The sequence below is a fragment of the Ligilactobacillus sp. LYQ60 genome (assembly GCF_045033015.1).
Taxonomy (GTDB): Bacteria; Bacillota; Bacilli; order Lactobacillales; family Lactobacillaceae; genus Ligilactobacillus.
Window position 1 is genome coordinate 42,577 of record NZ_JBJFZV010000003.1, and the last position, 22,134, is coordinate 64,710.

Annotated in this window: 18 protein-coding genes and 1 other RNA gene; 5 read left to right on the forward strand and 14 right to left on the reverse strand. The window is 46.9% G+C overall.

Annotated elements, in window-relative coordinates:
• Position 1 precedes the first annotated feature (1 nt).
• Complete coding sequence (locus tag ACI3EZ_RS03960; RefSeq protein ID WP_405025674.1) at positions 2-865, reverse strand: DegV family protein; 864 nt, start codon at positions 863-865, stop codon at positions 2-4.
• A 169-nt stretch (positions 866-1,034) separates the two neighbouring features.
• On the opposite strand from ACI3EZ_RS03960, the gene ACI3EZ_RS03965 reads away from it, so the two are divergent.
• Both ACI3EZ_RS03965 and ACI3EZ_RS03970 read left to right on the forward strand, forming a co-directional pair.
• Complete coding sequence (locus tag ACI3EZ_RS03965; protein WP_405025595.1) at positions 1,035-2,756, forward strand: NFACT family protein; 1,722 nt, start codon at positions 1,035-1,037, stop codon at positions 2,754-2,756.
• Positions 2,753-3,412, forward strand: coding sequence for an HD domain-containing protein (locus tag ACI3EZ_RS03970; protein WP_405024152.1), 660 nt, complete (start codon positions 2,753-2,755; stop codon positions 3,410-3,412). Before ACI3EZ_RS03965 ends, ACI3EZ_RS03970 begins: the two co-directional genes overlap by 4 nt.
• 74 nt (positions 3,413-3,486) lie before the next feature.
• Here ACI3EZ_RS03970 and parC read toward each other — a convergent pair whose 3' ends face one another.
• The gene (gene parC / locus ACI3EZ_RS03975; protein WP_405025675.1) at positions 3,487-5,877 is read right to left on the reverse strand and encodes a DNA topoisomerase IV subunit A; all 2,391 of its coding nucleotides are present in this window, start codon (positions 5,875-5,877) and stop codon (positions 3,487-3,489) included.
• Positions 5,878-5,940: 63 nt separating this feature from the next.
• Entirely contained in the window at positions 5,941-7,959 is a 2,019-nt protein-coding gene (gene parE, locus ACI3EZ_RS03980; protein ID WP_405025596.1) for a DNA topoisomerase IV subunit B, read from the reverse strand.
• A gap of 168 nt (positions 7,960-8,127) precedes the next feature.
• Here parE and plsY point away from each other — a divergent pair, with 168 nt between their 5' ends.
• Entirely contained in the window at positions 8,128-8,763 is a 636-nt protein-coding gene (gene plsY, locus ACI3EZ_RS03985) for a glycerol-3-phosphate 1-O-acyltransferase PlsY (RefSeq protein ID WP_405025597.1), read from the forward strand.
• Between the two features lie 72 nt (positions 8,764-8,835).
• On the opposite strand, the gene hslU is transcribed toward plsY, so the two are convergent.
• The 7 genes from hslU to ACI3EZ_RS04020 form a co-directional block, all read right to left on the reverse strand.
• Complete coding sequence (gene hslU / locus ACI3EZ_RS03990) at positions 8,836-10,260, reverse strand: ATP-dependent protease ATPase subunit HslU (protein ID WP_405025598.1); 1,425 nt, start codon at positions 10,258-10,260, stop codon at positions 8,836-8,838.
• 12 nt (positions 10,261-10,272) lie between these two features.
• Entirely contained in the window at positions 10,273-10,815 is a 543-nt protein-coding gene (gene hslV, locus ACI3EZ_RS03995) for an ATP-dependent protease subunit HslV (protein WP_405024156.1), read from the reverse strand.
• A 26-nt stretch (positions 10,816-10,841) separates the two neighbouring features.
• On the reverse strand, positions 10,842-12,980 hold the full coding sequence (gene topA, locus ACI3EZ_RS04000; RefSeq protein ID WP_405025599.1) for a type I DNA topoisomerase: 2,139 nt from the start codon (positions 12,978-12,980) through the stop codon (positions 10,842-10,844).
• A gap of 64 nt (positions 12,981-13,044) precedes the next feature.
• Positions 13,045-13,902, reverse strand: a complete 858-nt coding sequence (gene dprA, locus ACI3EZ_RS04005; RefSeq protein ID WP_405025600.1) for a DNA-processing protein DprA — start codon at positions 13,900-13,902, stop codon at positions 13,045-13,047.
• A gap of 62 nt (positions 13,903-13,964) precedes the next feature.
• Positions 13,965-14,729: a ribonuclease HII gene (locus ACI3EZ_RS04010; RefSeq protein WP_405025601.1), complete on the reverse strand. Its 765-nt coding sequence runs from the start codon at positions 14,727-14,729 to the stop codon at positions 13,965-13,967.
• Entirely contained in the window at positions 14,713-15,492 is a 780-nt protein-coding gene (gene murI / locus ACI3EZ_RS04015; protein WP_405024160.1) for a glutamate racemase, read from the reverse strand. Before murI ends, ACI3EZ_RS04010 begins: the two co-directional genes overlap by 17 nt.
• Positions 15,489-16,265, reverse strand: a complete 777-nt coding sequence (locus ACI3EZ_RS04020; protein WP_405025602.1) for a DeoR/GlpR family DNA-binding transcription regulator — start codon at positions 16,263-16,265, stop codon at positions 15,489-15,491. Before ACI3EZ_RS04020 ends, murI begins: the two co-directional genes overlap by 4 nt.
• Positions 16,266-16,498: 233 nt before the next feature.
• Between ACI3EZ_RS04020 and ACI3EZ_RS04025 the strand changes: the two genes are divergently transcribed.
• Positions 16,499-17,992 carry an MDR family MFS transporter gene (locus tag ACI3EZ_RS04025; RefSeq protein WP_405025603.1) on the forward strand — a complete coding sequence of 498 codons (1,494 nt, stop codon included), beginning with the start codon at positions 16,499-16,501 and terminating at the stop codon, positions 17,990-17,992.
• A complete protein-coding gene (locus ACI3EZ_RS04030; RefSeq protein WP_405025604.1) occupies positions 17,989-18,726 on the forward strand; it encodes a DUF4811 domain-containing protein in 738 nt (245 codons plus the stop codon). Before ACI3EZ_RS04025 ends, ACI3EZ_RS04030 begins: the two co-directional genes overlap by 4 nt.
• 761 nt (positions 18,727-19,487) lie before the next feature.
• Here the strand turns inward: ACI3EZ_RS04030 and ACI3EZ_RS04035 are convergent.
• From ACI3EZ_RS04035 to ACI3EZ_RS04050, 4 genes are all read right to left on the reverse strand, one after another.
• The gene (locus ACI3EZ_RS04035) at positions 19,488-20,621 is read right to left on the reverse strand and encodes a class I SAM-dependent RNA methyltransferase (protein WP_405024165.1); all 1,134 of its coding nucleotides are present in this window, start codon (positions 20,619-20,621) and stop codon (positions 19,488-19,490) included.
• Positions 20,622-20,698: 77 nt separating this feature from the next.
• Positions 20,699-21,074: RNase P RNA component class B (gene rnpB, locus ACI3EZ_RS04040), an RNA gene on the reverse strand.
• Positions 21,075-21,100: 26 nt separating this feature from the next.
• The gene (gene gpsB, locus ACI3EZ_RS04045; protein WP_405025605.1) at positions 21,101-21,436 is read right to left on the reverse strand and encodes a cell division regulator GpsB; all 336 of its coding nucleotides are present in this window, start codon (positions 21,434-21,436) and stop codon (positions 21,101-21,103) included.
• 51 nt (positions 21,437-21,487) lie between these two features.
• A complete protein-coding gene (locus tag ACI3EZ_RS04050) occupies positions 21,488-22,054 on the reverse strand; it encodes a DUF1273 domain-containing protein (RefSeq protein ID WP_405024264.1) in 567 nt (188 codons plus the stop codon).
• Positions 22,055-22,134: the final 80 nt, after the last annotated feature.

Here is a 22,134-nt window from a genome sequence, read left to right on the forward strand (position 1 = left end):
ACTACTTATCAATATCACGCATCCATGTTAACGCCAATGCTTTTTCTCCTAGATGAGTCCCGATTACCGGGCCGAAGTAACTAATGTCGACTTGATAGTTCGGGTATTGTTTTTGGAGACGATGTTGCCACTTTTCGGCAGTTTTTGGATCATTCGCATGAATTACAAAGAGGTGTAGCGGATAATCCACATTCTTAATCCGTTCTGCAAATAATGATTCTGCCCGCTTTAACGCTTTTTTCGTCGACCGCACCTTTTCAAAACCAACGATCTCGTCAGTTTGTTCGTCAAACGTCAAAAGCGGCTTAATTTTCAGTACGCTACCGATAAAGGCCGCTGTGTTTGATAACCGCCCGCCCCGAACAAGGTTTTGGAGGTCGTCAACCACAAAATACTCTCCAATGGTATCCCGTAATTTCGTCAAAGCCGCAATAATCTCATCAGCAGACTTACCTGCATTTGCCATCCGGGCCGCTTTAACAGCTAACATTCCCATTAGAATTACGGTAATACGCGAATCAAACGGGATCACCCGCACACCAGGAACCTGGTCCTTTACACTTTCAAGCGTTGCGATTAATCCCGAAATCGTCCCCGCCAAATGAATACTAATCACCGTATCGTATCCTTGTTTTCCTAATTCTTCGTAGAGGTTCAACAGTTCGCCTACCGGCGGCTGTGATGTTTTGGGAAATTCGCGGGCCGTCCGTAGTTTTTTATAAAAGTCCGCCGTGGTAATGTCAATGCCTTCCCGGTACGTTTGCCCGTCAACTGTAAACGGAATCGGTACGACGTGAATATTATTTTCTTTCACCTGTTCTGCCGAAAGGTATGCTGTACTGTCAGTGACAACAGCAATCTTCATTCCCTTCACCTACTTATCCTCAATAATCGTCCGTTTCATCATATCATAGATAGCCCTAAAAGACACGGAGAAGTAATCATTTCAGTAGCAAAGAAACCCCGTCATTGCGGGCAAAACAGCCTTTGTTGTAAAATGAATAAGACAACAAGAACTGAAAGGAGCGTTTATTATGGCCTTTGACGGCATGTTTACCCACGCAATGACCCACGAACTCAATGCACTTCTTCAGGGAAGCCGGGTCATGAAAATTTCTCAGCCATTTCCTAATGAAATTATTCTTACCATGCGCGCACACCGGACAAACTACCCGGTCCTCTTATCCGCCCACCCAAACTATGCCCGGGTGCAGGTAACAACGATTCCATATACGAATCCACCGGTCCCAACAAACTTTACAATGGTTCTACGAAAGTACCTTGAAAACGCGCACCTTGTGGCTATCGAACAGCCCGCAAACGACCGCGTAATGAATTTTAAACTCCTAACTCGAACCGAGCTTGGCGATCAGTTACCCCTCGTCTTGAGCGTTGAAATTATGGGGCGGTACAGTAATATTATCTTGGTTAACCAGGAAGAAAACCGAATTATCGATGCCATTAAGCACGTTGGAATGGATCAGGACCGTTATCGGACCATCCTTCCCAACGCCGAGTACCGCGTGCCTCCCAAACAAAATAAAATAAATCCATTTTCCCTTGCAGCAATTGACATTGTGGAAAACACCGTTCAAACAATGCCGCAATCAGAATGGCGTGCTCAACTTCAGCGCACTCTTCAAGGACTCAACACCGCTTCAGCAAGGTTACTCGTGTGCTACCTCCAACAAGACGGCACGGCTGCCATGAACCTAAACCGGTTCTTAGCAACAGCCGACCATCCTACACCCGTAATTATCAGTACGGGGAATCAGATGGCTTTTAGCTTTACTTCACCGTTAACGGATAACCCCACCATTAGCCGTTTCGCCACACTAAGCGCGATGCTTGACCAGTTCTACCAGGAAAAAGCTACCCGGGACCGGGTAAATCAACAGGGATCCCGGTTAATCCATGTGGTCAAACAAAATCTAAAAAAGAACAAGACAAAGCTTAAAAAACTACAGCGGGAACTTGCAGCCACCGATAATGCGGATAATTTCCGGATTAAGGGGGAATTACTAACCACCTACATGAGACAACTTCGTCCCGGGATGAAACAAGTTACCGTCCCGAACTTTTACGATAACAACCGGGATATTACAATCTCCCTCTCCCCAGAACTCAGCCCGTCCCGTAACGCCCAGAAATACTTTAAGCGGTATAACAAGCTTAAAAACGGAGTAAAGTACATTACCCACCAGATTGAACTCACTACAACAGAAATTAATTACCTGGATAGCATTGCCACCCAGGTTGAACTAGCTACACCAGGAGAATTACCGGATATTAAAATGGAACTCCAACAACAGGGTTATCTCCGGCCGGAAAAGCGGCTTAAAAGTGGAAAACGGCGGCGACAAAAGCTTAGTCGTCCGGACCAGTATATTGCAAGTGATGGGACCCCCATTACGGTTGGAAAAAATAACCTGCAAAACGATCAACTTACCCTCAAAGCCGCCCGGAAAAGCGACATTTGGCTCCACGCCAAAAACGTCCCGGGATCACACGTAATCGTGAGTGCCGCTGATCCCAGCGAAACAACCCTGACGGAAGCGGCCCAATTAGCCGCCTACTTCTCAAAGGCGCGCACTTCCGCGAACGTTCCGGTTGACTATGTTGCTGTTCGGCACATTCGAAAACCCAACGGTGCTAAACCAGGGTTCGTCATTTACAAAGGACAGCACACCCTCTTCGTCACCCCCAACAAAACGATTATTAACCAGTTAAAAAAAACTTCGGGAGGACCAAAATGACTTTAATTTACATTGCTGACGACGTAGCCGCCCTTACCAAACAAGTATTAGGGAATGATGCTACCGGTCATGATGTTTACCATGCTGAGCGGGTTGCGCGGAATGCTGTTCGATTATACCAGGATGATTTCCCTGCGGCTTCAACCACCATCCTTCGGTTAATTGCTACGATGGGATACCTGCACGATGTTGTAGACGAAAAGGTGACAGCAACCCCCACCACTCAGTGGCACCAAATTATGACGTTGCCAACTATTCGCCGGTTCTCCCATAAGAACCAAGAAATCCTCCACACAACCATCACTCACATGTCGTATGCAGCTAACCTTGAGCATCACTTTAAACTTCCCGTTCCCGGTCAATACGTTCAGGATGCTGACCGGTTAGATGCCCTCGGGGCGATTGGAATTGCGCGAGCGTTTGCCTATGGTGGTGCGCATCATCAACCAATTTATGACCCGACCGTTCCCGTTGTAATGAGTACTAATAAGGAAACCTACCGGCATCATAAGGAAACCAGTATTAACCACTTTCATGAAAAACTACTCCACTTAGAGGCAACCATGAACACCGCTGCCGGGAAGACAATGGCGCACGCCCGCACTGCGTACATGCAGGCATTTCTAACCGAATTTATGCGCGAGTGGAATAAATGATCGTTTAATTAGCAGTTATACTAAATTAGTAAGAAGGCCGTGACTTCTCGTCACGGCCTCCTTTCCCTAATAATCTATTCTTCTTTCTGTTTTCCCGCTTGGAGTCGTTGGGGGATTCCATCCGCGACCGGATCAAGAATAAATGACCCGTTAGAGTATCGATCCCCTACCGGAAAGGCTTCCGGATCAACTGGGAGAACCTGTCCCGTTGCTGTAACCACTTCCAATTGCATTTTGTTAGAAATAACCATACCCGCAACAATTCGGTGAGGGTTCCGCTTTAATTCGCGCAGGATTTGCACTCCACGGCGGGCCCGGGATGTCAGCGGCACTTCCGCTACGTTCATCCGCTTAAACGCACCCCGCTGGGTAATCAATGCTACCTGATCATTCTCATGGACAAGCAGTACCGCACTTAAGCGTCCATCCCGCAAATCCATACACTTTACACCGGCAGCCCGTGCTCCGCTCACAGGAACTTCGCTCAATGCATACCGCAAACCATACCCTCCATGAGACATACAGAACACTTGCATTGCTGGATCCTCAGCCTGCTGGTACGCTGCTAGGAGTACTTCATCACCCGCTACTTTAAGTTTCATGAAGACACTTGCCCGGGAACGATATGTCCGCCCTGGTTTCAGGGCAGCAAAATCGGTCCGTTTAATCAATCCATTCTGGGTAGCAAATACAAATTGGCCTGTCTGCTTCAAGTCAGGGAAACACAGCGCTTGAATTACCACTTCATCTGCGTCCAACCCAACGCTTTGAGACAGGTGTTCCCCCGTCTCCTTCCAGCGGGTTTCAAGAACTTCGTGGACCGGCCGGTAAATTACGTTTCCCTTATTCGTAAAAATAAAGAGATGATCAAGCGTGCTGACGGTTTGCTCAAGTACCGGGTAATCATCTTCTTTCAACCCATTCTCATCCCCCGAGGCCTTGTAAGAACGTAGCGAAGAACGCTTCACGTATCCCGTCCGTGAAACCAGGAGTTGAACATCTTCCTTGGCAACAGTCACTTCGGTCTTCACGGTCAGAGACTGAATCTCATCTTGAATTTCCGTTAGCCGTGGCGTACCATACTTCTTCGCTACGGCCATCAGTTCCCGCTTAATTACCCGATCTAATTCTTTGGGACTCTCTAACACCTTCTCATAACGGGCAATCTGCTTGGCCAGCTCGCCCGCTTCTTGTTGCAATGCCGTCACATCCGTATTCGTTAACCGATACAGTTGCAGGGAAACAATGGCTTCTGCCTGCTTTTCCGTAAAGTCATATTGGGTAACCAAATTATTCTTAGCGTCCTTTTTATTTTCCGAACCCCGAATCGTTTTAATCACCTGATCAAGGATTGATAACGCCTTAATTAAGCCGGCCACAATGTGCTGCCGGTCCTGGGCCTTTTGAAGGTCAAACTGCGTCCGCTTAGTGGTTACCTGTCGTTGATGATCCAGGTACGCTGTAAGGATGGTCTTTAACCCCACGTGTTCGGGCCGCTTATTATTAATGGCCACCATGTTAAAGTTGTAGGTTACCTGCAAGTCCGTATTCTTAAACAGGTAATTTAAAATTCCCTGCGCCTGCGCATTCTTTTTCAGCTCAACAACGATGCGTAATCCTTCCCGATCGCTTTCATCACGGACCTCGCTGATTCCTTCAACCCGTTTTAACAACCGTAGTTCATCAATTTTCTTAACAAGCTGTGCCTTATTAACCTCATACGGAATTTCAGTAATAACAATTTGTTGTTTGCCACCACGAAGCGGTTCAACGGCCGTCTTGGCCCGCAAAACCGTTTTACCACGGCCGGTTTTATAGGCTTGTCTGATACCGTCACGCCCCTGCATAATACCACCAGTCGGAAAATCAGGGCCCTGGACAAACTGCATCAAGTCAACAAGGTCTGCGTTTGGATGTTCAATTAAATACACCAGTGCATCAATGACTTCCGTTAGGTTGTGGGGGGGAATCTCCGTCGCGTACCCGGCAGAAATTCCCGTCGCCCCATTAACTAATAGGTTGGGAAACCGCGCCGGAAGAACCGTGGGCTCGTACTCCGTATCATCAAAATTGAGCACCATCGCCACGGTCTTTTTATCAATATCTTTCAGCATCTCCGCAGCAATCTCAGATAACCGCGCCTCAGTGTATCGCATTGCAGCCGGAGGATCGCCGTCCATTGAACCGTTATTTCCGTGCATTTCAATTAACGGCATACGCAGCTTCCAATCCTGGCTAAGCCGCACCATCGCTTCGTAAATTGAACTATCACCGTGCGGGTGAAAATTTCCCATGACGTTCCCCACGGACTTAGCCGATTTCCGAAACGCCTTATCGTGGGTATTTCCATCCTGGTTCATTGCAAACAAAATTCGGCGCTGAACGGGTTTGAGCCCATCACGAATATCCGGTAACGCCCGTTCCTGAATAATGTACTTTGAATAACGGCCAAAACGTTCACCCATTACTGCTTCCAGTGAAAGTTCTTGAATATGACTAGCTTCCTTGGTCGTCAAAAACACCCCTCCTTAATCTAACTCATCGGTAAATAACGGGACGGATTCGCCAGGATTAGTTGCCGAGGAAGGTGTCCCGTGAGCGCCTTCAGCTGCAATTGTATCTAATAAACTGCCATCCTCTTCCAATGAGAACTGTACGTTCTTTTCAATCCATTTTCGGCGCGGTGCAACCTTATCACCCATTAGCGTTGTAACCCGCTTTTCGGCAACTTGAGCGTCGTCAATTCGCACACGAACCAGTGTCCGGGTTGCCGGGTTCATCGTTGTTTCCCACAACTGATCAGCGTTCATTTCACCAAGTCCCTTAAAGCGTTGCAGGGAATACCCCTTCCCCATCGCGGCGGTTACCTGGTCAAGCTCACTGTCCGTCCATGCGTACCGAACCTGAAGTTTTCCCTTAACCTTCTTTTGGACCTTATACAGCGGCGGCAACGCAATGTACACGCGCCCGGCGTCGATCATTGGCCGCATGTACTTGTAGAAAAACGTTAAAAGTAGAATTTGAATGTGGGCCCCGTCGGTATCCGCATCGGTCATAATAATGATCTTGTCGTAGTTTGCATCTTGAATGTCAAATTCCGGGCCAACCCCCGCACCAATCGTATAAATCATGGTATTGATTTCTTCGTTTTTCATAATGTCCTGGAGCTTTGCCTTTTCAGTGTTTAACACTTTCCCCCTGAGAGGAAGAATCGCCTGAAACTTCCGATCGCGCCCCTGCTTAGCCGACCCACCGGCAGAATCCCCTTCCACTAAAAAAAGCTCATTCCGCTTGGCGTTCCGGGACTGCGCTGGAGTTAATTTTCCGGATAATAAACGGTCCTTTTTCCGCCGCTTTTTACCACTCCGGCTTTCATCCCGGGCTTTCCGAGCAGCTTCCCGGGCATCCCGGGCTTTTAACGCTTTTCGGACCAACTCCTGGGCAAAATCACCGTTTTCCATTAGGTAGTACCCAAGTTGTGCGCCTACCACATCAGCAACCGCTGTCCGGGCTTCTGGGGTCCCAAGCTTTCCCTTGGTTTGGCCTTCAAATTGCAGCAGTTCTTCCGGAATTCGCACGGAAATCACTGCTGATAATCCTTCCCGGACGTCACTTCCATCTAAATTTTTACTTTTTTCCTTTAATAAGCCGACCTTCCGTGCGTATTCGTTGAACGCCTTAGTCCACGCCGCCTTCATCCCAGCTTCGTGGCTTCCTCCGTCCTTAGTACGCACGTTATTAACGAATGAAATAATGTTTTCGGAGTACCCATCGTTATACTGGGCAGCAACTTCCACTTCAATTCCCTGTTGCTTCCCTTCAAAGTACATCACGTCCCCGAGAACGTCCTTTTCCTCATTTAGGTACGTAACAAATTCCTTAATTCCTTCTTCAAAGTAGAACGTATCGCTAGTATTTGTCCGTTCATCGGTAAGGGTAATCTTAACACCTTTCAACAGGAAGGCCGCCTCCCGCAGGCGCTCCGCTAGAACGTCGTACTTGTAATGAGTTGTCGAAAAAATGGTCGGATCCGGTTTGAACGTCACGGTCGTTCCTGACCGACGCTTCGCCTTGCCGAGCTTTTTGAGCGTGCCAACCGGATGCCCCCCGTTTTTAAAATCTTCCTCATACTCAATCCCGTCCCGAACAGTATTAACCGTTAGCCTACTTGACAGGGCGTTAACAACCGATGCCCCCACGCCATGAAGCCCACCAGAGGTTTTATAGCCCCCCTGACCAAACTTCCCGCCGGCATGCAATACGGTGAAAATAACCTCCACCGTTGGAATTCCTGTTGCGTGCATCCCAACCGGCATGCCCCGGCCATAGTCCGAAACAGTAATGGAATCATCTGCGTGAATGGTTACGTCGATTTGTTTTCCGTAACCGGAAAGGGCCTCATCCACCGCATTATCAACAATTTCATATACAAGGTGATGAAGCCCCTTTGAATCGGTCGAGCCAATGTACATCCCGGGGCGTTTCCGAACGGCCTCAAGCCCCTTGAGCACCTGGATTGAATCATCGTTGTACTTGGTTTGTCCCATTTACCGCAGCACCTTCCTATCACTTATTTCTTGGTTTAGCCTGATCTCAGTGGCGAATTGCCATAGCACAGATGATTATATCACACCTTCGCTCTTTCCCTGAATTTCGTGGTACTTCCCGCTTTTCCATGCTAGAATGAAAGAGCATAAACTGAGGAGGAGTTATAAATGCTTACGGTAAAGGTTATTTTAATTCTGCTATGCGGTTATCTCCTAGGTTCAATTCCATCGGGCGTATGGATTGGAAAGATTTTTTACAAAAAGGATATTCGCAACTTTGGGAGTGGCAACATGGGAACAACCAATGCCTTCCGGGTGTTAGGAAAACGGGCTGGAATCATCGTATTTTTGATGGACATGCTTAAGGGATCCGCAGCGGTGGCGCTTGCCATTGTTTTGCACGCTCCGTTCAATCCCCTGCTTGCCGGAATCGCTGCAATTATCGGCCACGTCTTCCCACTTTTTGCTAACTTTAAGGGCGGAAAAGCCGTTGCAACCAGTGCCGGTGCCCTTTTTATTTATAATCCGGTGCTGTTTGTTATTGGATGTGCTCTCTTTGCCCTAACGTTATACCTTACCAGTATGGTCAGCATAGCAAGCCTAACGTGCTTTGTTGTCATTACCATTCTCGCATTCCTCATGCATGACTATTTCTTAGGCGTAATCGGATTACTAATAACAGCCTTTGTTTTTATCCGGCACCGGCAAAACATTAAACGCATTGAAAACGGCGCCGAAAACATGGTCTCCTTCGGGCTTGGTTATCAGCGGCGGCAACGGGAACGGAAGAAAAATAACAATTAAATTTCGACAAAAATCCGGTGATTCGCTAATCGGAAGTGAATCACCGGATTTTTATTATTCATTTAATTGCTATTATAAAATATATCGACTTAGATCTTGATTTTTCGCAATCTTTCCAATCTTTTCGTCCACGTATGCTGCGGTAATGGTAACCTCGCCGACTCCCATATCTGGCCCTTCATATAACAGATCTTCAAGTAGTCGTTCCAGAATGGTGTGCAACCGCCGGGCTCCGATATTATCCGTATCATGATTAACATCGTATGCAATTTGAGCAATTCGCTGAATAGCTTCAATCGTAAACGTTACTTTGACATTATCTGTTGCGATTAATGCCATGTACTGTTTAACCAACGCGTTTTGCGGTTCAGTGAGGATTTTTACGAAGTCATCAACTTTTAGATCATCAAGTTCAACCCGAATCGGAAAACGCCCCTGAAGTTCCGCAATCAGATCACTTGGCTTACTTTCATGAAACGCCCCTGATGCAATGAACAACATATGGTCCGTACTTACCATTCCGTATTTGGTTTTAACCTGCGAGCCCTCAACAATTGGCAAAATATCACGCTGTACTCCTTCCCGTGAAACCTCACCAGAATTACGCTGACCAGTTGCCGTAATTTTATCGATTTCATCAATAAAAATAATCCCCGTGTTTTCTGCTCGTTTAATAGCCGCCTCTGCAAGGTCAGCATCATTAACTAGCTGTGCTGATTCCTCCCGGATAAATACCTCCCGGGCTTCCGCCACAGGCATTGTCCGGGTTATTCGGCGTTGGGGAAGCATTGATTGCACCGCGCTCAAATCAATTCCCATCTGACCAAGCATATCGTTGTTTCCTAGATTTTGTCCCGGATCAGTTACCTGAATGGTAACGTCTTGATTTTCAAGTTCACCGTTTTGAAGCTGTTGCTGCACCTGCTGCCGTTTAGCCTGAATCTCCGGTGAGAGGTGGTCTTCTTCCGTCCCTTGTTGCATTGTCTGACTAAGATCGGGCATCTTTCCGTGCTGCAAATCACGCATCATTGCCATAAACCGTTCCTGCGTTTGCTTTTGCTGGTCTTCGGACGGTTTAGCAGGAACAAGTGTCCGCACAAGGTCCGCATCAGCTCGCTGTGTAGCCTTATCCCGTACTCGGGCAAAAGCCGCATCCTGTTCCATCTTATATGCCACTTCGACAAGATCCCGCACCATTGATTCAACATCACGCCCAACATACCCTACTTCTGTGAATTTTGTTGCTTCAACCTTAATGAAGGGAGCATTCACAATTTTAGCAAGCCGGCGGGCAATCTCGGTTTTCCCCACCCCTGTCGGCCCAATCATCAGAACGTTTTTCGGGGTGATCTCATCCCGCATTGCGTCCGGAACTTGCATCCGTCGATACCGGTTGCGTAATGCCACGGCAATTGACCTTTTCGCCGCATCCTGGCCGATTACATACTTATCCAGTTTAGCAACAATTTGCTTGGGCGTTTTATCCATTTCATCCATTTTGATTGCCCCCTATAGTTCCTCTGCAATGATGTTATGGTTAGTAAAAATATCAATCCCGCCAGCAATATCAATGGCAGCTCTAGCAATATCAACGGCGGTCATATCCTTGGCATGCCGCGTAAGGGCCTTCGCTGCCGCAAGGGCATAATTACCTCCCGAACCAATGGCGAGAACGTCCTCATCAGGTTCAATTACTTCACCCGATCCTGAAACAAGCAACAAGTTATCCTTATCCATTACAATTAACAGTGCTTCGAGTTTTTGAAGTGCTTGATCCGTCCGCCACTCCTGGGCAAGTTCAACGGCAGCACGCTGCAGGTTCCCGCTGTACTCTTCAAGCTTCTTTTCAAACCGTTCTTCTAGGTTAAAGGCATCGGCAACACTCCCGGCAAACCCAACCACAACCTTATTGTGGTAAATTCGCCGTACCTTCCGGGCGTTGTTCTTCATAATTACCTTTTCGCCCATTGTTACCTGTCCGTCCCCCGCCATTGCAGTATGACCGTTATGCCGCACAGCACAAATTGTCGTTGCATGAAAACTAGTTGGCACGATTACTTCCTTCTTTCCTTAATTCACTACTTCGGCTGGAGTTCCTCAGCATAATCACAACTACTACACTTTACCTGGAGCCCCTTCCGTGACTTCTTCTCTACCAGGTATGCTCCACATTTTGGGCACTTCCGGCCAACTGGTTTATCCCATGAAACAAAATCACAGTCCGGATACCGGGAGCAACCATAAAACAGCCGGTTCTTTTTGGACTTCCGTTCAAGTACATCGCCCTTTCCACACTTTGGACACGTTACCCCGATTTTCTTTATGATTGCTTTGGTATTACGACAGTCCGGGAACCGACTGCAGGCGTAAAACTTACCGTACCGCCCCATCTTAATCACCATTGGTGCTCCACACACATCACAGTCAATCCCAGCCGGTTCATCCTTAATCTTAATCGTTGCAACCTTCTTTTCCGCGGTCGCCACCTCTTGGGCGAAGGGCTGATAAAATTCGTCAATCACCTTAACCCACTGCCGCTTTCCTTCCTCGATATCGTCCAGTTCCTGTTCAAGGTTGGACGTAAACTTAACGTTTAGAATATCCGGAAAGCAATCTTTGATAATATTATTAACAATAATTCCCAGTTCGGTTGGCGTAAATTTCCGGGCCGCCAATTTAACGTAGTAACGCTTTTGGATTGTACTCAACGTTGGTGCATACGTTGATGGCCGCCCTACACCATTTTCTTCAAGTGTTTTGATTAGAGCAGCCTCCGTATACCGCGCAGGTGGTTGCGTAAAATGTTGGTTCGGTTGGTTACTTACCAAAGTTACCGCATCTCCTACTGCCAAATCAGGAAGCTGGTTATCCTTTTGCTTGGCATCCTTATACACCTTCATGAACCCCGGAAACTTCATCTTTGAACCGGTAGCACGGTACTGTACGTGGTTTTGTTCTAGCGTAACCTTCATCGTATCAATAATCGCCGGCGTCATTTGACTTGCTACAAACCGGGACCAAATTAACGTATATAACCGAAGTTGATCCTTTGTTAGGTACTTCGCAATTGAGTCTGGCGTCCGTAGCACCGACGACGGACGAATTGCCTCATGCGCATCCTGTGCTCCCTCCGGTAACTTCCCCCGCCGTGGTTTTACAGCTGCATATTTTGCACCGTACTTATCATTAATTAGCTGTGCTGCTTCATGCTTAGCCACTGTTGAAATCCGGGTCGAATCGGTCCGCATGTACGTAATTAAACCAACCGCACCTCCGCGTCCAATATTAATTCCTTCGTATAATTGCTGAGCCACCATCATCGTTTTAGCAGTACTAAACCGGAGGGTGTTATTCGCTGTTTGCTGCATTGTTGACGTGGTAAATGGCAAAGCAGGAAACCGCTTCCGTTCCTTTTTCGTGACGTTAGTGACAGTAAACAATTGCTTTGAGTTAACCCGTTGCATTATCTGCTGAACAGCTTCACTGTTAGGGAGTGTTGTCTTCTTTCCGTCAATCCCATAAAAAGCAGCAGCAAACGTTGACCGGTTTTTCTTAAACTCAGCATCAATTGACCAGTACTCCTCAGGCTTAAAGTTTTTAATTTCTTGTTCCCGCTGAATTATCAGGTTGAGTGCAATGGACTGAACACGGCCAGCTGATAACCCCCGCTTAACCTTCGCCCACAGCAACGGCGAAATTGAATATCCCACAAGTCGGTCCAGTACCCGGCGTGCCTGCTGCGCATCAACCAAGCTCATATCAATGGCACGGGGGGTTTTAAAAGCACTTTTAACCGTATCCTTCGTAATTTCATTGAAGACAACCCGATTTTTATCTTTAGGATCAAGCCCGAGAAGATAGGATAAGTGCCAAGCAATCGCCTCCCCTTCCCGGTCGGGGTCAGAAGCCAAATATACGTGGTTGGCTTTTTTGGCTTCCTTCCGTAACTCTTTAATTACCGGACCCTTTCCCCGAATTGAAATATAATGCGGGGCATAATCATTTTCAACGTCAATTCCCATCGTACTTTTAGGAAGATCGCGAACGTGCCCGAGACTAGCCATTACCTTGTACCGCGATCCAAGATATTTTTGAATAGTCTTAGCCTTTGACGGTGATTCAACAATCACGAGGTTCTTCTTCACCCGGCGTCGGATCGTTTTCCGCTTCGTTGTTTTCTTTGTGGTTGTCGTTGTTGCACTCGCCGTTTTCGGCATCGTCACCAACTCCTTTTCGCATATCAAAATCGCTTTTCATCATATGCTACCACAATTATTACTGTCAAGTTAAACCAAATTCTTCCATTATATTTACAGAATTTAACGCTGGGGTGGCCCCCGCTTGAATTAACTCGTTTGTTCCCATTGATGTTGGTGCGGTAATTGGTCCGGGAACTGCCAACACGTTTCGGTTGGCCTGTAACGCAAGGTTGGCAGTAATCAGACTCCCACTCCGTAACTGTGCCTCCGTTACAAGGGTAGCTGAACTTAATGCCGCAATTATCCGGTTTCGTTCGGGAAAATGATGCCGTCGTGGGCCCGTTCCCGGTGGATATTCACTTAACAAAACACCGCTACGCGCAACACTTTCCTGAAGCCCGGCATTCTCTCGGGGATAAGCTTTATCTAACCCTGTTCCGATGACCCCAATTGGCACTCCCCGAAAACGACAGGTTACCTCATGAGCAATCCGGTCCGCTCCCTTAGCCAGCCCACTCACAATTCCAACTTGCCGATGAATTAGCGGCGGTAACAGTTCGCCTAACACCTCCCGGGTATAATTTGTGCACCGTCTGGCACCAACTACCGCCAATAAAGGCCGATGTAATCGCACCAAGGATCCCCGATAAAATAGCACAACCGGCGGCCTGTAACTCTCCCTTAAAAGTGCTGGATATTCATCATCAATAATTGTCACAATCTGCCCTGTTTGTCGGCACCTTTGCCACCGTTTTATCAGAAGCCGTTCCCGCAACTCAGTTTGCCACCGGCCAGTCTGGATATTAGAAAAACCGAGTAATGTTGGAATTACTGATAACACCGGAACCTGATGGGTGCGTCGAATAATGGCAATCAACCGCCATTCTCGTGCTAATGTCCGTAAACTGCTCATATGAAACATAATTAACAAATTCCGCACAAAAAGACACTTCCTTTACGTTCTTCCTCATTGAATAAGTACGCAAAGAAAGTGTCATTTTTTCATTTACTAAGCCGCTTCGCAACCGGGGCAAAGGTCCGCCGGTGAATTGGGGTCACTCCCAGGCTATCAAGACCTGCCAAGTGTTCCTTTGTTCCGTAGCCAGCGTTCTGTTCAAAACCATAACCCGGATAAACTTCGTCATAAAAGCTCATTAGCCTGTCCCTGACAACCTTAGCTACGATACTAGCTGCCGCAACCGAGGCTGACTTCGCATCGCCCTTAATTAACCGTTCCTGGGGAAGCGTAACCGGTACTTGCATCGCATCAACAATAAGATGGGTTGGCGTCACAACAAGCTGATCCACTGCCTCCTTCATTGCAATCCGAGTTGCTTCATAAATATTAACTCGATCAATCAATTTATTCGATGCGGTTCCGATTGCTACAGCAACAGCCTGACTTAAAATCTGACCGTAAAGCTGCTCACGCAGTGCAGCGCTCAATTGTTTCGAATCATTTACCGCAACTAAATTAAAATTATGCGGCAAAATAACTGCCGCCGCAACAACCGGGCCAGCTAAGGGACCCCGACCAACTTCGTCAATCCCTGCGACGTACTGGTCCCCCGCCTGCCACAAGCGGCGTTCAACCACTAACCGGCGTTCAAAGGCCTCCTGAGCATGATGCTTCTTTTCTTGAAGGCGATCATATTGGGCAACCAACCGCTGAACGCCCTTCCGGGAGTCCACTCGCAGGGAAGCCACCTCTACTTCAGTCAATCCTGTTTGAAGCCATTTTTTGATTTCACTAATCGTCTTTTTCATTAAATAACCGCTCACTTAACTGAATCATCGCCGGAGTTGCCGTACTGTTTTCAAATGCGACCTGTCCTGCTGGCTGCTGGAGGTTAAGCAGATTCTTAGCTTCTAACTGCCGCCGCAATTCCCGGGCTGTCCCGGCACCGCCATCAATAATTGGAATCCCAGGACGCATCTCCTGCGCAATTGCCGCCCGAACGAACGGAAAGTGCGTACAACCTAAAACAACGGCTGCAGCTGTCGCGGCGTACGGCGCAAGTAATTTATGGAGGTAGTCATGCACCGCAGGCGTGTCCATTATACCAGCCTCAACAAACTCAACTAAAGCCGGCGCCGCCAGCGGGATAATAGTTGCTTGTTGGCGATAACGTTCCGCCAGCTGGGTAAATTTCTCTTCCCGCAGCGTTAACGGCGTCGCCATCACAATAATCTGTTGCCCGGGATGTTGCTCAACCGCGGGCTTCACTGCCGGTTCAATTCCGATAATCGGAAGCGCTGCGTACTTTTGCCGCAAAAGCGCCGCTGCCGCGCTAGTTGCCGTATTACATGCAATAACAATTGCCTTAACTTTCCTTGCCAATAGATGCCCAACAACCGCTTCGCTTAAACGTTGCACCTCCGCCGTTGGCCGGGGACCATATGGTGCATTCGCAGAATCACCAAAATAACAAAAATCCTCATGCGGAAGTTCCCGCACAGCCGCACGCAATACAGAAATTCCACCAACTCCCGAGTCGAAAATGCCAATCGGTTTATCCTGTTGCTTCATTCCTGTTCTCCTCCCTGTTCATTTCCAACGATCCGAATTTCAGTCTCACGCGGAAAAATCGCGCGCTGTTCCGCAGTTAAGCGCTGATCCGTGATAAAGAGGGATACCTTTGCCGGGGAACAAATCCGAAAATATGATTGGTTCGTAAACTTCTGATGTTCCGCCACCAAAATGACCTTTCGTGCCCGGCGAACTGCCATCCCAACAATTTGCGCATCTTCTTCATCTAGTAAGTACAATCCATGCCGATCAATTCCTGAGGCCGCAATAAACGCGGTATCAAAGGCAATGTTACTGAGCTCTTCAATGGCATCATGAGAGTAAAAAAACCGGTTATCATGGTTTAACGTTCCACTTAGAACCTTCACCGTCACCTTACTGCGTTCCGCCAGCGCAACGCAATTATCCAGCGAGTGGGTCATAATTGTCACGGACATATTAAGGTTCTGACAAGTCTTAAGCAAAATCGTTGATGAATCGATAAAATAAACATGATGAGGTTCAAAATACTCTGCCGCAGCCACCGCAATTTGCGTTTTCTGCTTGGTAAAACGCGACAATCGGCTTTGAAAATTAGGAACACTCCGCCCAAAATCCAACGGTAAAATTCCTCCATGTGTTCGCCGCACTTCACCCCGCTTAGTTAGTAAAACAATGTCCCGCCGGGCGGTGTCTTGCGACACACCAAACTCATGCATAATATCCCGCGTTGATAATTCCTGTCGTTCCTCTAACAGTTGTTTGATTAACGCAATTCTTTTTTCCTGACTCACCTGATGCCACCCCAAGACTTTTTTCTCAATTATACCCCATTTTACAATCTAACCGCAGATGATGAAAAAATGATCCTTTCAATTGACAATCACTTCCACCCAGCGTAAAATGACAAGATGTCACATGACATACCGTCATGTTGACTGCTCGCGCAAAGAATATTTTTAGCACTTCCAATGCTTAAGTGCTAAAATAGAAACCAGTTTAAAAAGATCAATTCGAGGTGAATTACATGGCAAAGATGAAACCTGCAACCGATGTTCACGGTAAACCGTATAGTCGGTTTCTTCTTTTTATAACCCTAATTATTGGCGGGTTCGTTGGTTTTCTTGCCGGAACAATGCTGGGAACGGCATACCCAACTTTTATGAGTAAATTTGGAATTGGGGCTTCGACAGTTCAATGGCTTTCAACCGGATTTATGCTGGTAACCGGGGTAATGATTCCGATTACCGCCTGGTTAATGAACCGCTTCAGCTCAAAACTCCTTTACATCGTCGCAATGATCCTCTTTACGGTGGGAATTACAATTTCATACTTTGCAAATAATTTCGGATTACTGCTAACAGGCCGGCTTGTTTCGGCCGTTGGTGCTGGGGTGATGACATCCCTCATGCAATCCATTGCCTTAACGATTTTCCCGGTTGATAAACGGGGAACAATCATGGGGATTGTCGGTCTTGCTGTTGGAATGGCCCCAGCAATTGGCCCAACGCTTTCAGGATGGATCATTGACACCTTTAATTGGCGGATGATTTTTGGAATCTTAATTCCGATTTCAATTATTGACATCGTCATGGCGTTCTTCTTTATGCGAACCGTTCTAGAGTTATCCCACCCTAAGATTGACGTTCTCTCTGCCATGCTTTCCGTAGTTGGATTTGGTTCGTTTCTTTACGGAACATCCGAAGCCGGAACGGATGGCTGGGGATCATTTCAAGTTCTTCTAAGCTTAATCATTGGAGCCATCTTCATTGCCCTCTTTTGCTGGCGGCAGATTAAGCTTGGCGATAAAGCCTTCTTGGATATTCGACTGCTTAAAAACTGGCACTTTACGATTGCTTCCATTCTTGGGTCAATCGCCCGGATTGCCCTAGTTGGGGTCGAGCTAATTCTCCCAATGTACATCCAAATTGTTCGCGGACAAACTCCGTTCCATTCCGGATTAATGTTACTTCCTGGAGCACTGATGATGGGGCTAATTAACCCAATTTCCGGGTTCTTATATGACCGAATGGGTGCTAAAAAACTTGCAATGACCGGATTAGCAATTCTTACGCTGGGAACGTTTAACTTTATCACGATTTCAACAACTACCCCAATGATCGAAATTATCGTTCTTTATGCCGTCAGGGTTGTTGGGGTTTCGTTCGTAATGATGCCGGTTAATACGGCCGGAATGAACGCCCTGCCACTGGCAAAAATCAATGACGGAACGGCCGTCAACAACACCCTCCGGCAAGTTTCTGGAGCAATTGGCACAGCAATTTTTACAACAGCATTGACTAATGTTCAGGATCATATGGAACCGGCTCACCACCTGCTTTATACAGCTCCGCTGAAATACAAGCACCAGATGATTAGTGCTGCTCTTGGTGGGTATCATATGACGTTCTTCCTGGCATTCCTCTTCGGGATACTTGGAATTATCATTGCGTTTTATTTCAAGGATGTTAAGCGGAAAGTTGACCTTCCTCTTGATTCAAAGGATGGTGAAGTAGCATGATTTTAGTTATTCTTGTTGTCGCACTGCTACTATTCTTAGTGCTGTCAATTCTATGGCACCACGGACACCTGCTAAAAGTGGTTATTTGTGCTGGATTTTTTTTGATTGCGGTTGCCTGCTCCCTCATACTGATGCTCAATGACGTCAGTCACCTGGGAATGAAAGAAGTAGCGGTAACTACTACTACAAAGTTACAGCCAACCATCAACCCTAAAAAGTTACCGGTTAACCTATTAATGTACAAACAGTTAGGAACGGGAAGTGAAAAGGTTTACCTATACAAACCAGCCGTCACAACTAAGGTCAGTCACACTGACGCAGATGTTTCTGCGTCAACTCAGGTTATTCATTCTTCCCGTGCTAAAACTGCAACGGTCACAATTACAAAAACCAAATACCAGGCAAAAAATTCATTTTGGCGTGTTCTATACTATGGTCTTGGCTTGGAAAATCAAGTTAAACAACGTCATTATCGGTTTACCATTCCGGTTAGCTGGCAGATCGTGAGTGTTGCACAACTTAAGCGGGCACAGCAACGGTTAAAACACGATAAACCTGCCATTGCTCAAGCAATGAAACAGCAAGTACCACTGCTTGTTAAACAGCAAGTTACCCAGGCCATGCAAAAGAACCCCACAATGAGTTCACACCAACGAGTTCAAGTAACGCAGCGCGCAGAACAGCAAGCTAAGCAACAGATAATGCGGCAGTTCATTAATAAGGCGTTTCAATAACCTAATTGGTATTGTGCCATAAACCAGATATCTATAATTCAACGCTTAAACAAACAGGCCGAGTAGAAGCTTCTAATCCCCCACTCCTTGCTCCATGATGCACTCAGCTTATTATTCCTGCAGCATTGGTTTTCTTTACTTACTTTTTAAGAATGGTAGCCTTATGTTATACTAACTCTATGACTAACTAAAGAAAGGAGCGTTTTGAATGGTACCGGGAATGCCGGAGTGGTTGTTAGTAGTTAACAGTCTTATCATTATTCTTATTACAACCAACTTCATCATTCAAACAACACTCCTTATTATTAAAATTTACCAGGGGAAAGTGGCTGTAATTCCTCACGGGCGGGTACGACTACGGTGCAGCGCATGCACAATTGAATATAATATCGATTTCATTACTACTCACCGGTACCGAATTAACCGGGTTCCTACAAACGATCCTAACATTGTTAGTTTTACTGAAAACTGCCCCTCCTGTCGTCAGTACTGCCCACAAGAGGTAATCGCTGATCCCCAAGGGGTTGTCCCAATGGCCGCCGGGCGCATTGATCCATCCTTTAAGCGGTTTTTCCTTTATGGCGCTATCCCCCTCCTTTTCTTAATGTACTCGTCTGGAGGATGTTGTGTAACGTTTACATCCCTGTACGTTATTGGAATGACTGCCATCACTGTTAAACATTGGTGGGAAAAGCATAAAGTAAGTAGTGGGGAGGGAGACAGCAATGGGTTGCCTTCCCCCCCCTACTTTATTACGAGGCTTACTTTACTTTTTTCCCCCAATACTGAAAAAGGTCTGTTCGTAACCGTCCGTTATATAACTTTCTACGCTTAGTGGCAGGTTGACCATAAAAGCGTTCAAATTCCATGTCACCAGTCAAAATATACTTACTCCAACTCGCCAATGGCCGGTAAACCGCTCCCATTTGTGCATACAGTTTTCTAGCTGCTTGGCGGTCCCCTAACCGTTCGCCATACGGCGGGTTAGCAACAATTACACCATTTTTTTTATCGGTTTTAAAGTCCTTCGCTGCCATTTGCTTAAAGGTAATACTATGAAATAACCCTGCTTCCTGCGCATTTTGCCGGGCAATTGCGACCATCCGCCCATCAATATCATAACCAGTAATGTCTAATTCCCGATCGTAGTCCGCCGCCGCATCTGCGGCCGCCCGTTCATTGGCGCTGACCTGCTGGGGTAACCATTCCCACTGTTCGCACGTAAAATCACGGTTAAACCCCGGCGCAATGTTATGACCAATCATCGCCGCCTCAATCGGGATCGTTCCTGACCCACACACTGGATCAACAAACGGCATCTCTGGATACCAGTGCGCTAGTAAAACTAACGCGGCAGCCATATTTTCCTTTAACGGTGCGGCACCTTTATTAATCCGATAACCCCGCTTAAAAAGGCTCGCCCCAGTTGTATCAAGGGTTAGAAGTACTTGATCCTTATTAAGAGCTACCTGAACGGGATATTGCGCGCCAGTTTCCGGAAGACGCGTCCGCCGATGAAAAACAACCTGTAACCGGTTAACGATTGCTTTTTTGGTGATTGCCTGAATACTCGGAACGTTATGAAGAACCGATTTTTGTGACTTCCCAGTAACAGGAAACGCAGCATCAACGGGTAAGTACCGCTCCCATTCAACTGCATTAACGTGATCAAATAATTCACCAAACGTCCGGGCGGAAAATTCGGCAATAACAATCCGTACTCGGTCCGCCGTTCGTAGCCACAAGTTTGCTCGAATAATATCCTGAATGGTGCCACTAAAACGAACCCGACCGTTCTCCACCCGTACATCATTGTACCCGAGATGGCGCAGTTCATTTCCAGTCAACGCTTCAATTCCTGCCGCACACGTTGTAATTAACTGATACCGTTCCACCAGCAATTCCTCCGTTATTTATTAACCAATAATAAAAGGGCCGTGACAACAGTCACCGCCCTCCTGAAGATGTAGGCCTCTATAAGCCACGTTCCGTACGTCATCCAGTCTCAGGAAACTGAAATCGGTGGTAATCATCTATCTCCGAACTGTTAACCAATTCGCCCCCATGATTAGTTCATTTCCGTCATGAAGCGCCCCTACCAAAATTTGGGTTACCTGCTCGCAGGGTTTACCGCGTTCCACAATCATTGTTTCCAACGATCCTCGTCTCTGTGGCACTTTCAAAACTACTTAAGCATAGCCTTAACGACCGTAGCCCTTTCGTTTGCCGTCACCATTAAGGTGCCCCGCCTTATTTTTTCAGCGAGTACGATCACTACGGGCATCGCAGCCCGTGCAAGCTTGGACTTTCCTCAGCCTACTCAAGGTAGACCGCGATTACCAGAAACCTACATCCGGATTAACACTAACTAAACCTAAAAGTGGTTCCCCTGAGAATCATTCATCTGGGAACCAAATACCCGCCGCTCAAGGTTTGAAAGGCGCTTAAGAATGTCCATGTTAGTGGCCCCAACCGTTGGTCGAACAGTCTGGCCAGACTGACCAACCGCAACCTGCTTGGTAAGATCATCAACTTTCTTTTTCAAGCGGTCGTTTTCTTCTTCAAGTTGCCGGGTAACCTTATTAAACTTCTCATAGTCCTGAATCACCTGATCCAAAAACTCATCGACGTCTTCCGGGTCATATCCCCGCATTTTGGGCTTGAAGTGCTTATCATAAATTTCTTTCGGCGTAAGCTTAATATCATTCATTCGTCTAACACTCCATTGTAAACTCATTAACACCTATATTATAGCTACAATTTACCATGATTGCAAATCATTCTTCACCGCTGCATACTCCGTTACGGCACTCTGCAGTTGATCCATATCAATTAACGTGCACGGATAATCATGCTGTTGTTGCCACCGTTTAATTGCTGCGTAATCGTATTTTGGTTTTCCTGGATACTCCTGATCATACACTAAAAGGGCTGCATCCGTATGAGACAACATAAAACGCTGATAATTTTGTAATTGGGCTGGTGACTGGTAAGGTTGGTCACTGACGTTCGCGTGAAAGTCAACCTGTTGTTGGAGAGTAGCTAACTGCAGCTGTTTATCCTCTTTCCACCGATGAGCAAACTCTGCGTACGGGAACATCATTGAAACATGCAACTCGGGATATTCATCCCGGAGAGTAACCGCCGTCATTGCCGCCCATTGTTCAACGCCCAACTGTCCTCCGGTAATTATCCATTCCAAACCGGCATCAAAAGCGTTAATAAACGCTTGTCTTAACGCAAAACGGATCACCGCTATCCGGGGATCATCATTATTAAAAATCGGAAACTCATAGCTCCGATAACCCGTTACCCATAGCCGCATAATGTCCCCCCTTAATTAATGCACCCTTATCCTACCGCATTCTCCCGCCAAAGGCCACTTCCTTTTGCTTCCCCCTAACGTCC

Bases quoted from the DNA above. Each gene is read 5' to 3' on its own strand.
- ACI3EZ_RS03960 (WP_405025674.1), bottom strand. From the start codon at position 865: ATGAAGATTGCTGTTGTCACTGACAGTACAGCATACCTTTCGGCAGAA.
- ACI3EZ_RS03965 (WP_405025595.1), top strand. From the start codon at position 1,035: ATGGCCTTTGACGGCATGTTTACCCACGCAATGACCCACGAACTCAAT.
- ACI3EZ_RS03970 (WP_405024152.1), top strand. From the start codon at position 2,753: ATGACTTTAATTTACATTGCTGACGACGTAGCCGCCCTTACCAAACAA.
- parC (WP_405025675.1), bottom strand. From the start codon at position 5,877: ATGGGTGAACGTTTTGGCCGTTATTCAAAGTACATTATTCAGGAACGG.
- parE (WP_405025596.1), bottom strand. From the start codon at position 7,959: ATGGGACAAACCAAGTACAACGATGATTCAATCCAGGTGCTCAAGGGG.
- plsY (WP_405025597.1), top strand. From the start codon at position 8,128: ATGCTTACGGTAAAGGTTATTTTAATTCTGCTATGCGGTTATCTCCTA.
- hslU (WP_405025598.1), bottom strand. From the start codon at position 10,260: ATGGATGAAATGGATAAAACGCCCAAGCAAATTGTTGCTAAACTGGAT.
- topA (WP_405025599.1), bottom strand. From the start codon at position 12,980: ATGCCGAAAACGGCGAGTGCAACAACGACAACCACAAAGAAAACAACG.
- ACI3EZ_RS04010 (WP_405025601.1), bottom strand. From the start codon at position 14,729: ATGAAAAAGACGATTAGTGAAATCAAAAAATGGCTTCAAACAGGATTG.
- murI (WP_405024160.1), bottom strand. From the start codon at position 15,492: ATGAAGCAACAGGATAAACCGATTGGCATTTTCGACTCGGGAGTTGGT.
- ACI3EZ_RS04025 (WP_405025603.1), top strand. From the start codon at position 16,499: ATGGCAAAGATGAAACCTGCAACCGATGTTCACGGTAAACCGTATAGT.
- ACI3EZ_RS04030 (WP_405025604.1), top strand. From the start codon at position 17,989: ATGATTTTAGTTATTCTTGTTGTCGCACTGCTACTATTCTTAGTGCTG.
- gpsB (WP_405025605.1), bottom strand. From the start codon at position 21,436: ATGAATGATATTAAGCTTACGCCGAAAGAAATTTATGATAAGCACTTC.